The organism is Phaeodactylibacter xiamenensis (assembly GCF_965229835.1).
Lineage (GTDB): Bacteria > Bacteroidota > Bacteroidia > Chitinophagales > Saprospiraceae > Phaeodactylibacter > Phaeodactylibacter xiamenensis.
The window spans coordinates 2,457,025-2,471,900 of the sequence record NZ_OZ245931.1; the positions used below are offsets into that span (position 1 = coordinate 2,457,025).

At 51.4% G+C, this 14,876-nt stretch carries 14 protein-coding genes; 11 read left to right on the forward strand and 3 right to left on the reverse strand.

Going from position 1 to position 14,876, the window contains the following annotated elements; translation table 11 throughout:
• Positions 1–305: 305 nt before the first annotated feature.
• The 6 genes from ACO08I_RS09075 (at position 306) to ACO08I_RS09100 (ending at position 3,890) form a co-directional block, all read left to right on the forward strand.
• Positions 306–857 (forward strand): YceD family protein, encoded by a 552-nt coding sequence (locus tag ACO08I_RS09075; protein ID WP_152605088.1) that lies wholly within the window; start codon positions 306–308, stop codon positions 855–857.
• Positions 858–896: 39 nt separating this feature from the next.
• On the forward strand, positions 897–1,091 hold the full coding sequence (gene rpmF / locus ACO08I_RS09080; protein WP_044222668.1) for a 50S ribosomal protein L32: 195 nt from the start codon (positions 897–899) through the stop codon (positions 1,089–1,091).
• Between the two features lie 104 nt (positions 1,092–1,195).
• Positions 1,196–1,579, forward strand: coding sequence for a RidA family protein (locus tag ACO08I_RS09085; protein ID WP_044223170.1), 384 nt, complete (start codon positions 1,196–1,198; stop codon positions 1,577–1,579).
• A 10-nt stretch (positions 1,580–1,589) separates the two neighbouring features.
• The gene (locus ACO08I_RS09090; protein WP_282781242.1) at positions 1,590–2,111 is read left to right on the forward strand and encodes a hypothetical protein; all 522 of its coding nucleotides are present in this window, start codon (positions 1,590–1,592) and stop codon (positions 2,109–2,111) included.
• Between the two features lie 6 nt (positions 2,112–2,117).
• Complete coding sequence (locus ACO08I_RS09095; RefSeq protein ID WP_421949118.1) at positions 2,118–2,642, forward strand: DNA-3-methyladenine glycosylase I; 525 nt, start codon at positions 2,118–2,120, stop codon at positions 2,640–2,642.
• A 210-nt stretch (positions 2,643–2,852) separates the two neighbouring features.
• The gene (locus tag ACO08I_RS09100; RefSeq protein ID WP_421949715.1) at positions 2,853–3,890 is read left to right on the forward strand and encodes a helix-turn-helix domain-containing protein; all 1,038 of its coding nucleotides are present in this window, start codon (positions 2,853–2,855) and stop codon (positions 3,888–3,890) included.
• Between the two features lie 344 nt (positions 3,891–4,234).
• Here ACO08I_RS09100 and nhaD read toward each other — a convergent pair whose 3' ends face one another.
• The gene (nhaD, locus tag ACO08I_RS09105; protein WP_282781246.1) at positions 4,235–5,644 is read right to left on the reverse strand and encodes a sodium:proton antiporter NhaD; all 1,410 of its coding nucleotides are present in this window, start codon (positions 5,642–5,644) and stop codon (positions 4,235–4,237) included.
• Between the two features lie 150 nt (positions 5,645–5,794).
• On the opposite strand from nhaD, the gene dusB reads away from it, so the two are divergent.
• The 5 genes from dusB (at position 5,795) to ACO08I_RS09130 (ending at position 12,144) form a co-directional block, all read left to right on the forward strand.
• Entirely contained in the window at positions 5,795–6,790 is a 996-nt protein-coding gene (dusB, locus tag ACO08I_RS09110) for a tRNA dihydrouridine synthase DusB (protein WP_282781248.1), read from the forward strand.
• A gap of 17 nt (positions 6,791–6,807) precedes the next feature.
• Positions 6,808–8,229 (forward strand): CCA tRNA nucleotidyltransferase, encoded by a 1,422-nt coding sequence (locus ACO08I_RS09115; RefSeq protein ID WP_421949119.1) that lies wholly within the window; start codon positions 6,808–6,810, stop codon positions 8,227–8,229.
• An 87-nt stretch (positions 8,230–8,316) separates the two neighbouring features.
• Complete coding sequence (locus ACO08I_RS09120; protein ID WP_044222660.1) at positions 8,317–9,636, forward strand: sugar porter family MFS transporter; 1,320 nt, start codon at positions 8,317–8,319, stop codon at positions 9,634–9,636.
• Positions 9,637–9,647: 11 nt separating this feature from the next.
• On the forward strand, positions 9,648–10,526 hold the full coding sequence (locus ACO08I_RS09125) for a carbohydrate kinase family protein (protein WP_421949120.1): 879 nt from the start codon (positions 9,648–9,650) through the stop codon (positions 10,524–10,526).
• A gap of 97 nt (positions 10,527–10,623) precedes the next feature.
• Positions 10,624–12,144, forward strand: coding sequence for a glycoside hydrolase family 32 protein (locus ACO08I_RS09130; RefSeq protein WP_421949121.1), 1,521 nt, complete (start codon positions 10,624–10,626; stop codon positions 12,142–12,144).
• A gap of 361 nt (positions 12,145–12,505) precedes the next feature.
• Here the strand turns inward: ACO08I_RS09130 and ACO08I_RS09135 are convergent, their stop codons facing one another.
• Positions 12,506–13,546, reverse strand: a complete 1,041-nt coding sequence (locus tag ACO08I_RS09135; protein ID WP_421949122.1) for a nucleotidyltransferase family protein — start codon at positions 13,544–13,546, stop codon at positions 12,506–12,508.
• Positions 13,543–14,700 carry a hypothetical protein gene (locus tag ACO08I_RS09140; protein WP_421949123.1) on the reverse strand — a complete coding sequence of 386 codons (1,158 nt, stop codon included), beginning with the start codon at positions 14,698–14,700 and terminating at the stop codon, positions 13,543–13,545. The genes ACO08I_RS09135 and ACO08I_RS09140 overlap by 4 nt, the downstream gene beginning before the upstream one ends.
• Positions 14,701–14,876 lie beyond the last annotated feature (176 nt).

A 14,876-nucleotide genomic window follows, 5' to 3' on the forward strand; every position in this document is an offset into this window, starting at 1 on the left:
AATGTATGCAGTGATAATTTGGGGTGTCGTTGCTTTCAAAAGGGCGTTACAAAAATAGGCATTAATCGCAAGCGCCACAGCCCAAGCGGTGTTAACTACAAATTAATTAATGAAAGGGCACATAAACAACCTACTGCCCCTTTTTGATTGTCCCAGGTTTTCCTTATCTTAAAAACGAATCACACTGGTGCATTTCAGTAGATATTTTTTTGTTTTTCAATGGAAAACTTTACCTTTGCATCCGCTTTTTACTGAATGATGCAGGGCCAGGCAAAAGAGCTGGCACTGTTAAAAAGCCAACTGACATGGATCCGCTAATCAATTTTTCAATCCCCTTACGTGGATTGCACGAAGGTATCCATCAATTTGACTTCCAGATTGATCGCGCGTTCTTCGACGCATTCGAAAATGCCCCTATTGGCGAAAGCCAGATTCAACTCAACGTTGAACTGAACAAACGCCCCGGGCTGCTGACTATCCTCTTTGACTTTGAAGGGACAGTAGATACCGAATGTGACCGCTGCCTGGCTCCAATCAGCCTGCCCATCGGGGGTGAACAGCAACTGATTGCCAAGGTTAGCGAAGTGGTCGAAAACGAAGTCGTTCAAGATGAAGACGACCCGGACGTGATCTTTATCCATCCGGAGCTGCCTAAGCTCAACCTCGCACCTTTTGTGTACGAGTACCTGTGCCTGGCCCTCCCTATGATTAAGATTTACGACTGTGACTCTGATTCGCCACGCCCCTGCAATGACGAGATGCTCGACCGCCTCGGCGCTGCAGAGGACCTGACCGAAGAAGAGCCTACGACCAATCCGGTCTGGGACGAATTGAAGAAACTGGGCAACAACAATTAATAAATTCAGGGCTGTAACGCCTTTCAAAATGTTATAACGATGGCACATCCTAAGAGTAGAATCTCGAAGCAGCGTAAGCACAAGCGCAGAACGCACAAGAAAGCGAAAATGCCTAATATCGCTACCTGCGCAACGACTGGTGAAAAGCACCAACTGCACCGCTCGTACACCGACCTTGACGGCAACGTGTACTACCGCGGCAAGATGCTCATTAAGGCAGATATCGAAGAGTAAACAGCCCGGGGTTTTAAGCCCCTACGGCTTTATCTAAGCAATACCATAGAGCTCCCATCCGAATGACGCGATGAGGAGCTTTATTGGTTTTACCTGTACCCACCATGAAGAAAATCATTCAGACCGACAAAGCGCCTGCACCGGTAGGCCCCTACAATCAGGCGATTATCCACAGCGGTACGCTTTACATTTCCGGACAGATTGCCCTCGACCCTGCAACGGGCGAACTGGTGACCGGCGATATCGAAGCCGAAACACGCCGGGTCATGGAGAACCTCCGGGCAATCCTGGCAGAAGCAGATCTGACCTTTGAGGATGTCATCAAATGCAGCATCTTCGTTTCGGATATGAACAACTACGGCCGAATCAACGAAGTGTATGCCACTTATTTTGATGAAGCAACCGCTCCGGCCAGAGAGTTAGTGGAAGTCGCTAATCTCCCAAAATTTGTCAATATTGAAATTTCTGCCATCGCGGCATTTGACTAAAACTTGTGCTATGAAGACTGCACTTCCCCTTTTTGCATTCGCCTTCTTGCTGTTCAGCTGTAATCCTAAATCCGGCACTTCTTCCACAGCTCCTTCAGAGGAATCGGTCCCGAAAACGGAAGAAGAACTGGCCAACCGCATGATCACAAAGGTCAAGCGCATCGTAGATGCGACTGACGAGCGTCTTGTCACGGCAGAGCCCATCGTGGACACTCTACCCACCGAAGCAGGCATGGCGAGCGGCCGTATCATCAAGCTCTGGCTTGAAAACGAACAAGCCACCAAGCTCACAGTCACAGAGCCCGATGACAGTGGCCAAATGACTGGGCTGTCCACCTTTTACTTTGCCGGGCCAGACTTATTCTACGCTTCCCAGCCTTTTGCTCACTTTATTTTTATTGGCGGCAAACTGGAATACTGGACGGACGAGACCTGGCAGGTCCACCCTGTCAGCAAGGACATCCTCGATGCCCGTGAAGGCTACCTTTATGATGAAGCCAATAAGTATATGAGCTGGTTCTTTGGCAATTAAACCATTATGGCGTCTTATTGTGAATTTGTGCGTGATCTGCCGGAAGGCAACGTCCACCGGCAGTACCATGACCACCACTACGGCTTCCCGCTGACCGACGATAACGAGCTGTTCGGCAGGCTGATCCTGGAAATCAATCAGGCCGGGCTGTCCTGGGAGCTCATCCTGAAAAAAGCCCATAACTTCAGAGCGGCTTATGCCAATTTTGATATTGATACAGTGGCGGGCTATACAGATGAAGACCGGAAAAGGTTGCTTCAGGACGCGGGCATCATCCGCAACAAGCTCAAGGTAAATGCCGCCATTCACAACGCTCAGCAAATACAACATCTACAGGCAGAATTTGGCAGCTTCAAAGCCTGGCTGGACCACCACCACCCCATGCCTAAAGCGGATTGGGTGAAGCTATTTAAAAAGACCTTCAAGTTTACCGGCGGAGAAATCACCGGCGAGTTCCTGATAAGCACCGGGTATCTGCCCGGGGCGCATGATATGGGCTGTCCGGTGGGGCAGTCGCTGGTGATACCTTAGCCTGGATCCGACTCAATGTTTTATGGTCTTAATTTCATATATCTGCTGTATGTATTTTCCTGAGATCTTTCCTACATTGGTAGACGGAATAAAAAGCCAAAAAAACAGTAAGCCATGACGGAAGGATTACTACAAAGATTATTGGCATCCGAAACAGAAACGGAGGTATTGGAATTTAAACGGGCCGAAAACTAGTTTGACAAGAACAAGCTGGGTCGGTATTTCTCTGCGCTCAGCAATGAGGCGAACCTGCTGGGCCTGAAAGCAGCGTACTTCCTCTTAGGCGTTGACAACGATAAAACCATCTCCGGAACAAAAATCTCCGATAAACAAGTCAATGAATACAAACAGGAAATAGCCGCCCATACTTCTCCAAATATCGGCTTTGTGAAGGTTAGCCCCATTGATACCAAAGATGGGAAGGTATTGGTTTTTGAAATCCCTGCGGCCCCTCAGGGCATGCCTATTGCGTGGAAGGGACATTACTACGCGAGGAACGGCGAGAGCCTGACCGCTTTGAATATTGAAAAAGTTGAGCGCATAAGGAATCAGGGCTTGGCCAGTGACTGGAGTGCTCAAATAATAGCAGGTGCAAGCATACACGATTTGAATGAAGAGGCCATCGCCAAGGCAAGGCAAATGTTTACCGTAAAAAACCCAAGGCTGAAAGATCAAATACAGACGTGGGATGATACCACATTTCTAAATAAGGCCAAAGTCTTGATTAAAGGTCAAGTTACCCATACTGCTATACTCCTGCTGGGTAAAGCGGAATCAGAGCACTTCATTTCACCTGCATCTTCAAAAATTTCGTGGATATTAAAGGATAGGGACAATTTGGAAAAAGACTACGAACACTTTACTTGCCCACTGTTGCTACAGGTCGAAAGCGTAAAGGCAAAAATCAGAAACCTTAAGTACCGTTATATCAAGGACCAGACCTTATTTCCTGATGAGGCAGATCAGTACGACCCCTTTATCATTCGTGAGGCACTGAACAACTGTATTGCCCATCAGGACTATACATTTGGCGGTAAAATCAACGTAGTGGAACATGAAGACGGCAGGCTGACTTTTGCCAATTCAGGAAGCTTCATTCCGGAGAGCATTGAAAAAGTAATCGAAGCAGATACGCCTGAGACGAACTACCGCAATCCGTTTTTAGCCAATGCGATGGTAAGTTTAAATATCTTAGATTCAACAAATAAATGCCGTTGCATTTATTTGTTGAATCTAAGAACTCAATGATAATAGAAAGTGGATTTTAGACGAAATTTAGACGCTCCTGACAAGATTAAATCACAAACAACTGATTATCAGCACCCAAAAGCCGTCTAGTCAGGTTTACTAAAAGATAATTAGATGAACTTTAGACGAAAAGCAGGACATACCTAAATCTTAAGTAAAATCTTCCTTTAAATAAGCAGAGTGTGTTAAATGTACTGAAAAAACTGAGAATACCTGAGACACGAGAAAAGCCAATTGCTCAGAATCAGAATCCTCCTCCCAGCTGCCCTCAAATCTCTCAACAAAAAAGCGCTGCCAGCAAAATAACCTGGCAGCGCTTTTTTACGCGGTTATATGCCCTCCCACTACGAATGGAAGACCGCAGTGATGGCAAGGAAGACCGCAGCACCCGCCAGGAAGCCGACCAGTGCCAGCCATGCAATTTTCCTGAGGTACCAGATGAAGTCGATACGCTCCATACCCATTGCCGCCACGCCCGCAGCCGAACCGATGATCAGCATACTACCACCGGTACCAGCAGAGTAGGCGATGAAGTGCCAAAGTTTGGAGTCCATCGGCATTTCGTACATCCCCATGGAGGCAGCCACAAGTGGTACGTTGTCGATAATCGCTGAAGCGAAACCGAGCAATATAACAACTACATCCTGATTCGGGATAAAGCGATCGAGCACCTCTGCCACATAACGAAGCGTACCTACCTGAACTTCTGCGCCGTCACGGATAACCGTAGCGTAGACCAGGCTTTCCAGCGCAGCAACCGCCATAAGGATACCGAGGAAGAAAAGGATACTGGACATCTCTATCCTGGAAAGCGCTTTATGGGCCGAGTACATTTCCCGGCGGGAATGCGAGAAATCCTCCTCCGGGTGGATGTATTCAGAAACCAGCCAGACTACGCCAAGGGAAAGCATCATGCCGAGATAGGGAGGCAAATGGGTAATGGTCTTAAAAGCCGGTACAAACACAATAGCGCCCAGGCCCAGGAACAGCATCGTCTGACTGCTAAGCAGCTTACCCGCCTGAATATTTTCATTCACATCCAGGGTAATTTCACCCCGGAATGGCTTCATGAAATAGGCAGCGATGACAAAGGGAACCACAAAACAGGCGATAGAAGGCAGCACAAGGTATTCAATCAGGCCAGCCGCCGACACCTTATTGCCAATCCAGAGCATGGTGGTGGTCACGTCACCAATGGGCGACCAGGCACCGCCTGCATTGGCAGCGATCACGATCAGCGCCACAAACCACAATCGTTCCTTTTTATCCGGTACAATCTTGCGCAGCAGCGTTACCAGTACAATCGTCGCAGTGAGGTTGTCAATTATAGCGGAAAGAATAAACCCGAGGATGCCCACAATCCAGAGCAATTTCCGCTTACTCTTCGTTTTTACGTAGCTTTTCAGTACTTCGAAGCCCCGGTGCAAGTCGATAATCTCTACGATGGTCATCGCGCCAATCAGGAAGATAAGAATCTCTGCAGTCTTCCCTAAGTGATGGAGCAAAGTGTTGTTAAAGCCTTCTTCAGCAAGGTGGTGCCCCTCGCCGTGGGCATCGTGCGCGCCTACCAGGCTGTAGATATGCTCGTGGGTGTCAACAACTGAAAGTAACCCGTAGTGAAAGCCCAGCGCAAGCAGTGCCCAGGCGACTGCCGCCATGATGAGCGCGGGTACGGTTTTGTCAAGCCGGAGTGGATGTTCAAATACAATGGCCAGGTAGCCAAGAAAAAATACCAGGATAATTGCCGAATCCATGTAAAGGTTAGTTGGTTCTTAGTGTGCGTAAATTTATGATTTTCTTTTGAGCCCCCGGTCATAATCCCGAACTTATTATTAACGGGCATCGTTTGTCGAAACGGACAGGAATTGCGTACTTTTGCAGGCTGTAGCATTAAAGGCAGAAAGATGGTTAAAATTGGTGATGTAAATATTGGTGAATTTCCGCTGCTGCTCGCACCCATGGAGGATGTTAGCGACCCGCCGTTCCGGGCACTTTGCAAAGCTCAGGGCTGCGACATGATGTATACGGAGTTCATCTCAGTAGAGGGGTTGATCCGCGACGCAGACAAAAGCGTGCAAAAGCTCGACATTTACGATTATGAGCGCCCGATCGGCATTCAGATTTTCGGAGCAGAGCACGATTCCATGATGCGGGCGGCGGAAATCGTAGAAGAAGCCAGGCCGGAAGTGCTGGATATCAACTTCGGTTGCCCCGTGAAGAAGGTGGTCTGCAAAATGGCAGGCGCCGGCATTCTGCAGGATATTGACCGTATGGTCCAACTCACCGATGATGTCGTCAAATCCACCAGCCTGCCCGTCACAGTAAAGACCCGCCTGGGTTGGGATGACAATACCAAATACATTGAGGAAGTTGCCGAGCGGCTGCAGGATGTAGGCATCAAAGCCCTTTCCATACACGGGCGTACCCGCAAGCAGATGTACAAAGGCGAAGCAGACTGGTCGCTCATCGGCAAAATCAAGGAAAATCCACGTATCCACATCCCTATTTTTGGGAATGGCGACATCGACAGCCCGGAAAAAGCGAAGTTATACCGGGAACGCTACGGCGTGGATGGCATCATGATCGGCCGGGCAGCTATTGGCTATCCCTGGATTTTCCGGGAGATCAAACACTACTTCGCTACCGGTGAGCTACTGCCCCCACCTACAGTAGAAGAGCGTGTGGCTGCTGCCAGAGCTCATCTTGAGCACTCCGTTTCCTGGAAAGGGGTCAAGCTTGGCATTTTGGAAATGCGCCGCCATTACACCAATTATTTCCGGGGCTTCCGCAACATCAAAGAGTACCGCAAACGCCTCGTTACTGAAGAGAACCCGGCTGACCTCTATGCTATTCTCGATGAAATCGAAGCCGTTTACGGCAACGAAGAAGCACTGGTCTAACCCCAAAATGCAATCCATTGGTTTTTAATATTGAGCCACACGAGCGGAAAATATTTGAGCTGATCAGCAAGGCTGCCACGGAACTGGGATTCCCGGCTTATGTTGTCGGCGGATACGTCCGGGACCGACTATTGGCCCGCCCTTCCAAGGATATGGATATCGTCTGCGTGGGCAGTGGTATAGATCTGGCACGGGCTGTTGCCGGGCGTCTTCGGCCCATCCCCAGAATCACCGTCTTCAAGCGTTTTGGCACTGCTATGCTCAAGCACCGGGATATGGAAATCGAGTTCGTGGGTGCCCGCAAGGAATCCTACCGGTCCGACTCCCGTAAGCCCACCGTTGAGGAAGGCACGCTGGAAGAAGATCAAAACCGGCGCGACTTCACCATCAACGCCCTGGCGGTCAGCCTTAATGAGCGTGACTACGGCTCCATAATCGACCCCTTCAACGGGCTGGAGCACCTCGAAGCCAAACTGATCAAAACCCCGCTGGAACCGGGCAAGACCTTTTCTGATGACCCCCTGCGTATGATGCGCGCTATCCGGTTTTCCACCCAACTCGGCTTTACCATTGACCCGGAAACGCTTAGCGCCATTGAGCAGTACCACAGCCGCATCAGCATCGTATCCAAGGAACGGATCACCACAGAGCTCAATAAAATCATCCTTGCGGACAAGCCTTCAATTGGGTTTAAGCACCTCTTTGATACCGGTCTGCTACACAAATTCTTCCCCGAAATGGCCGCCCTGCAGGGTGTGGAAGTCCGCAACGGCAAAGCCCACAAAGATAATTTTTACCACACGCTGGAAGTCTTGGACAACCTCTGCGTCAAGACCGACAAACTCTGGCTGCGCTGGTCAGCCATCCTCCACGATATCGCCAAACCGCCCACCAAGCGGTTTCACCCACAGCACGGCTGGACCTTCCACGGGCATGAGGCACTGGGGGCGAGCATGGTGCCCCGGATTTTCAAAAAACTGCGCCTGCCGCTCGACCACAAGATGAAGTACGTGCAGAAACTGGTCCGCCTGCACCTGCGCCCCATTAGCCTGACGAAAGAAAACATTACCGATTCCGCCATCCGCCGCCTGCTGTTTGAAGCTGGTGATGATATTGACGACCTTATGCAGCTCTGCGAGGCCGACATCACCTCCAAGAACCCAAAAAAGGTAAAGCGCTACCTGGAAAACTACGAAATGGTACGTGAGCGCCTGCAGGAAGTGGAAGAGAAAGACCACCTCCGCAACTGGCAGCCCCCTATTTCCGGAGAGACCATTATGGAAACCTTTGGCATTGCCCCTTCCCGGGAAGTGGGCATCATCAAAAATGCGATTCGGGAGGCGATTTTGGATGGAGATGTCAGCAACAACTACGACGAAGCCTATCAGTTTATGCTCAATAAAGGTGCAGAATTAGGCCTGACAGTAGCCAACCAATAATAAATTGGCGCAACCCCAATCCAACCCCGATTAAATTTTCTTATACTGCATTCCCAAAATTATCCGGGTCTATAATCAAAGCAGTGTATGAAAAACCAAAACGTTATTTTCTGGTCCTTTACCGTGGCCCTTGGCGGCTTTTTATTTGGGTTTGACACCGCCGTCATTTCCGGGGCAGAAGGCGCTATCCAAAAGATATGGGGGCTTAGCAATACTATGGTCGGGCAGATGGTCGCCATGGCGCTGTACGGTACGGTTATCGGTGCCCTTTTAGGAGGCTGGCCTGCCGAGCGCTTTGGCCGGAAAACCAGCCTGTTCTGGATTGGCGTGCTTTACCTGATTTCTGCCGCCGGCTCGGCCCTGGCCCCTGATGTCTACAGCCTCATGTTTTTCCGCTTTATTGGCGGGCTGGGCGTGGGTGCTTCTTCTGTAGTGGCTCCCATGTACATCACAGAGGTGGCCCCCAAGGAGCAGCGTGGCCGGCTGGTCGCCTTTTTTCAATTCAATATCGTGCTGGGCATTATGGTCGCCTATGTCTCCAACTGGCTCATCGGCAGTGGCTCCTGGCGGCTGATGCTGGGTGTGGAAACCCTGCCTGCCCTGGCTTTTGTGCTGCTTATCCTGAAAGTACCCCGCAGCCCGCGCTGGCTGGTGGTCAAACGGGATGCGCACGATGAGGCCCTGGAGGTCCTGCAGCGCATCAATCCGGAAACAGCGAAACAGGAACTGGCTTCTATCGAACACGCACACGAAAATGCCCGGGCCGGAGGGCTCAGAGCCTTCCTGTCGGGTATCTACAACCGCCCTATTTTGCTCGCATTCCTGTTTGCTTTTTTCAATCAGGTATCTGGCATCAATGCCGTGATTTACTATGCTCCGCGTATCTTCAAGCTGGCGGGGCTGGAGGAAAGTGCCGCCCTGCTGGCGAGTACAGGTATTGGTACGGTCAATCTCGTTTTCACCCTCATCGGTATGTCGCTCATTGATGGTTTCGGCCGTCGCAAACTGATGTACATCGGTTCCCTGGGCTACATCATTTCGTTGTCCGCCGTGGCGTATGCTTTCTACAGCGGCGTATCCGGTGGATATACGGTGCCGTTTTGGCTGTTTGTATTCATTGCCTCCCACGCGATTGGTCAGGGGGCGGTGATCTGGGTGTTTATCTCCGAGATTTTCCCCAACGAAGTGCGCAGCTTTGGCAACTCCCTGGGCAGCGGCACCCACTGGGTCTTTGCGGCCCTCATTGCCGGTACGTTCCCTTATCTGACCGGGGTAATGGAAGAGTTCGCTATTTTTGGTCTCTTTGCCGGGCTTATGGTACTGCAATTGTTATTCGTAGCCTTCATGATGCCCGAAACCAAGGGGATCTCTCTTGAAGAGCTACAGGAACGTTTGATGAAGAAATAACCTTACCTTTTATGAGTGTTGTCAGCTTTGGAGAAGTACTTTGGGATATGCTGCCTGCCGGCAAAAAAGCGGGTGGTGCACCTATGAACGTTGCCTTCCACCTGCGGAATTTCGGGTTTCAGACCCAACTCATTAGCCGGATCGGGCAGGATGCGCTGGGCGAAGAACTGAGAGCTTTTCTGGATACCAAGGGGATCGACCACAGCCTGGTGCAGGAAGATGCCGAACAGCCCACGAGTACCGTTCAGGTCACCCTGGATGAAGAGGGGCATGCCTCCTATGAAATTGTAGAGCCTGTAGCCTGGGATTTCATCACTGCTTCTGATGCGGCAGCGCAGGCGGTATCCGAAGCAGAAGCCCTGGTCTTTGGCAGCCTGGCTGCGCGGCGGGAAGGCACGCGTGCCACTTTGCTGCGTTTGCTGGAGCAAGCCACTCTGGCCGTATTCGATGTCAACCTACGCCCGCCCCACTATACGCCCGAACGCCTAAGGGAACTGCTCAGCCGTGCCCACCTGGTAAAAATGAACGAGGAGGAACTCGCCATTATCGCCGCATGGTATACCAATCAGACCGGAGAGGAAGCTCAAATGAAGGCCATCCTCGAAGCCCACCAACTGAAGGGGCTAATTGTAACCAAGGGCAGCGATGGCGCCGCATGGATGGGCCCGGATGGCACCTGTTTGCAACAGCCCGTATTTCCGGTGAAGGTAGCAGATACCGTAGGCAGTGGCGATGCGTTCCTGGCGGGCTTCCTCAGTCAGTACCTGCAACAAAAACCGTTGCCGCACTGCCTGGAATTTGCCGCCGCCGCAGGAGCTCTGGTGGCCACCCGGGAAGGCGGTACGCCCAACCTGTCGCCCAAAGACCTTGATCTATTCATGGCCCGCTAAACCCGAATTTATGCACCGATTACTATACAAAATTGGCTTGAGCAGCCTACTTTTGCTCGCCTTATCGCATTGCGGCACACCTACAAACCAAGCACCCATGGGAACCGAAGAAACCTACTATCAGGAGCCCCACCGCCCGCAGTTCCACTTCTCTCCGGACAGTATGTGGATGAACGACCCCAATGGCATGGTCTACTACGAGGGTGAGTACCACCTGTTTTATCAGCATTACCCCGATAGCACCGTTTGGGGCCCTATGCACTGGGGGCACGCCGTGAGCAAAGACCTCATCCACTGGGAGCACCTCCCCATTGCCTTGTACCCGGACAGCCTGGGCTACATTTTCTCCGGCAGCGCAGTTATCGACTGGAACAACACGAGTGGGCTGGGCGAACCGGGCCGGCCACCAATGATTGCCATTTTCACCCACCACGACCCGGTAGGTGCAGATGCCGGAACCCATGATTACCAGTACCAAAGCATTGCCTACAGCCTGGACAAGGGGCGGAGCTGGACCAAGTACGAAGGCAACCCTGTGCTGCCCAATCCTGGTATCACAGATTTCCGTGACCCAAAAGTCTTTTGGTACGGAGACACAGAAAAATGGGTTATGATTTTCGCAGCGGGTGACCACATCAAGATCTACGACTCCCCGAACCTGATCGACTGGACTTACCAAAGTGAGTTTGGGCAGGGCATTGGCGGGCACGGAGGTGTTTGGGAATGCCCGGATCTTTTCCCGTTGCAAGTGGATGGGGACACGACCTGGGTCATGCTGCTGAGCATCAATCCCGGCGCGCCAAACGGGGGTTCCGGTACGCAATACTTTCTCGGCGATTTTGATGGTAAGGCGTTCAGCATGCACCCGGCTTTCGCCGAAAAGGTAGCGGCAGACACAGCATCCGGCAATCCGTTCTGGATCGACTACGGGCGGGATAACTACGCCGGGGTGACCTGGTCAGATGTGCCCAAAGAAGACGAGCGGCGTATTTTCATCGGCTGGATGAGCAACTGGAACTATGCCAACGTCGTACCGACCGACCGCTGGCGGAGCGCTATGACCCTGCCCCGCACTCTGAGCTTGCGGAATACACCCAAGGGCCAACTGCTCTGTGCACAACCGGTAGAAGAAGCGAAGGCTATCGTACAAGACAAAACGGCTATCCCGGGCCAAACAGTCTCCGGACAGCTCGATCTCACCGGCATCCTGGACACCCCCTCCCCCACCCTGCACCTGGATTTACAGCTATCCTGGACCGCCGGTGAGCAGCCGGAAGAAATCGGTCTGATCTTTTCAAATACAAAGGGCGAATCTTACCGCATTACGCTGAAAGGCGACACCTTCTATGCTGACCGCAGCAACGCCGGGAAAACGGGCTTTGAGGAAGGTTTTGGCCGTGTAGCCACCGCCCCGCGCTGGTCCGATAAGAACAAGCTGGATGTGGAAATATGGCTGGATGTCGCCTCGGTAGAATTTTTTGCCGATAGCGGTGCGACTAACCTGACGGAGATTTTCTTCCCTGGTGAGCCCTTTACGCAGGTTACTCTTGAGGTGGAAGGCGGTGCCATTGAGCTTGAAAGCGGAAAGATTGGAAGGGCCGTCTCTATTTGGCAATAAAAAACCGCACAAACACCGGGATGGTTTTGGACCCTCGATAAGACATGGTTAAGGCCGCCGGTGTGGTTCAGTAATCCCCTTGTCGCCGAAGCGAGTCCCGGTAAAACCGAGACTGAGGCCCGCCCTAGTCACACCAAGTCGTACCCTAATATAGTTAAAAATGTAGAGTCAAAACTTTTGATGCCTGTACGGTTGACCACCAAACTTCCTGAGAAGTACACGCTGCCGGGCAGAGGATGACTGTGCAGTGCCCCTGTCGCGCGTGCAGCGCGGCTTTTCAGCCAGTGATCAGAACAAAGATAGGGATAATAAAGGCGCTGCAAAAGAGCGGGCTTGTTAATCCTGAATCTTTACCTGCAAATTACCTTCCTTTCTGCAGGACCTGCAGGACCCGTTTTCTGTATACGCCGGATTTCGCGAAAAGCCGTAGCCGGGATGGTAAAATCTGGAAAAACCGAATGCTGCCAAAGACCACACGGTACCACAACTGATTGAACTGCGGGCGTTGTAATTTGGCTTTCATCAGGGCCACACGCCAGTTGAATCGGGCATAAAACCCATCAAAAAACGGGCTTAGTAAAGCAGCATACTGCCGGGTTGCACCATCCGTATGCAGCAAAGGCTGCAGCCCTTTTTCCTTATGCAGCAGTACCAGGGTATCATAAGCAGACCGGAAATGTATGTCCAGCTTGATCCCTCCAAAATCATTGATATGCCAGTTATAAATATTATGCCGGAGCAAATCCTCTGGGGCGGGCAGAGCGATGTCACCATTCACCCGGTTATCTATAACACGCTCTGTTTTTAGCCGTTCGCGCTGAAAGGTATTATGAAGATAGTTGTGCAACTCAACAGCAGCAATCTCCTGCGGGTGACGAAGAGCCGGAAGGTGCTTTGCCCTCTCATAATCGCTAAGCGTTTTGTACTGCAGCCCTGCAGCTAAGACCTCTACGTAACCTCGTTCCTTTAAAAGCTGATAAGCCTTGATCTGATCTCCGGGGGCAATAAGCACGTCAATATCCCGGAGCATACGCTCTGTATTATCCTGGTAATAGCTGCCCCCGATCATTGCAGCCCCTTTTAGATAAACGTGCACAATACCCTCTTTTGCAAAACACTCCGACAGCCGCTCCATCTGCTGCAGTATCGCCAGGTTCCGCTCCCGGTTGGCCCGGGTAATCTCTTCCATATAAACGGTGAGCTCTTCCGGAAAAAATGCCTTTAGCCCTTTACGCTGAATTTGAAGATAAAGTGCCGGAACAACGAGGTTATTGCTGCTAATATATACGAAACGCTCCCACTGAAAAGAGTTTACCTCCAGGAGTTTCCGGACACTTGCACCGTCCTTAGCCGGATCGAGCAGGGCTGCAATGAGTTGGTAATACCGTAGTGTATCTTTCATGGATAGTGGGTAAGCACATTGAATAAAGGTACCACTTCCTCCAATCGGCTGTAGGTCAACTGATAATAACGCCGGCTGCTGAGCCATTCCATAAATGCAGCTGCATGGCCCCGGTCGCCAGCAATCCAGGAATCCGGGATCAGCGCTTTCAGGATTACGGACGGCGCTACCGGCTGCAGCCTTGCCTTAACACCGGGCTGATACTGCACCAACACCAAATGCTGGCAAGGGTAGCTTGGCTCAACCGGAGCAGGCAGGGGAAGGTATTTGACTTTCCCTTTGAAAGCATTGAGGTAGATTTCGGGCAAATCCCTAAACCCGGGAAAGTAGCGCCCAATGATATCAAAGGCCCCTGTTTTTACGGAAACCGCGCTTGGGTTATGCCCCAGCTCGAGGTTATCCGCCCTTAGTGGTGTAATATCATCAGCCAGCAGCTGATAGCCGGTGCTGCAAAGCAGGGTAGACAGGGTACTTTTGCCCTGCCCCGACTGCCCGGTAAGCATAATCGCCTGACCACGACGGACTACCGTGGAGGCGTGCAGTGTACCAATCCAACCCGCCTCCGGTATCTGATGCTGCGCAACAATGATGTGCATGAGGAATTTACCGGTGATGTAATGATAGTCTTGTTCGGGCACGGCCTGCAGGAGCACGCCATTTTTGTACAGATAGAGATGCCCCGCTGCTTTTTGCAATTGGAAGACGACATCGGCGGTGCCGGTTGCAGGAATAGAATGATGAGCCAGGGCGGGACAAAGGAGCTCCAGCACACCCTTTTCCTGCCCTTCCACCCGTACGTGCCGGTTGCCCAGCTGAAAATCCTGCCGAACCGCAAAGGAGCCCTCCTCGTACGCAACAGGCGGCGCAATGGGCAAGCTTCCTGGTGAAGTTGCAACCTCTTGCAGAAGGGCGCTGATGTTTCGTTGTGCCTCTAAGGCCTGCCCCTGCTGCCAGTTGGCTCCTTCCAACAGCAGTTGGCGAAAGGTTTCAACATCTCCCTCCACAGCATAGTATAAATCCAGTACTGCCTTTTGTGGTGGGGACAAAATGACATATCGGTTGAGGGCTTCAAACCATAGCAGCCAATCTCTACCAACCGGACAAACCATTGATGGGGCATTAAAAGGGCCGTTGTAAACTTCAGTTAAGTCCATATTTTACTCAAAATAAGGCTCGGAAAAAAACCAAACAGCACAGACACTCTGGAAAATAAAAAGCAGAGCGCGGCATTTTTTTTAACCGCCACACTCTGCCCACTATAAAAAAGGCACCTTTAGCTCCTCAAGGATTCCGGGCACCTGCCGGAAAATTCGAAACCGGAGCTGTTTTT